The sequence below is a fragment of the Collinsella sp. HCP28S3_B9 genome (assembly GCF_052066095.1).
In the GTDB taxonomy this organism is placed as follows: Bacteria; Actinomycetota; Coriobacteriia; order Coriobacteriales; family Coriobacteriaceae; genus Collinsella.
On record NZ_JBQHST010000081.1, the window covers coordinates 1 to 339 of the forward strand.

A 339-nucleotide genomic window follows, 5' to 3' on the forward strand; every position below is an offset into this window, starting at 1 on the left:
GTGTTCCGCGCCGTCCTCACCGACAACGGCGCCGAGTTCTCCGACGAGGCGGCGATCGCGGCGCTGCTCGGCGAGGGGCCGGGCGAGACGAGGCTGTTCTACTGCGACCCCAGGCGCAGCGACCAGAAGGGCGCCTGCGAGCGCAACCACGTGTTAGCGTCAATCTATTTTTCACCAGTTTCGCTAAACAGGCGCGCCGTTCGCGCAAAGGCGGTTTCACCGGTTGCACTAACGTATTTTCACCGATTCCGGTCACGGCTCGACGGGGCCGTCCCTCGGCAGGTCCTTCAGCCTGTAGGACCTGCCGGTTATCTTGACCAGGTGGCAGTGGTGGCACAC

General features: G+C 64.3%; 1 pseudogene. It reads left to right on the top strand.

The annotated features are described in order from the left end of the window. A pseudogene (locus ACTNBB_RS09165) lies at positions 1-339 on the top strand (hypothetical protein); the annotation flags it as partial.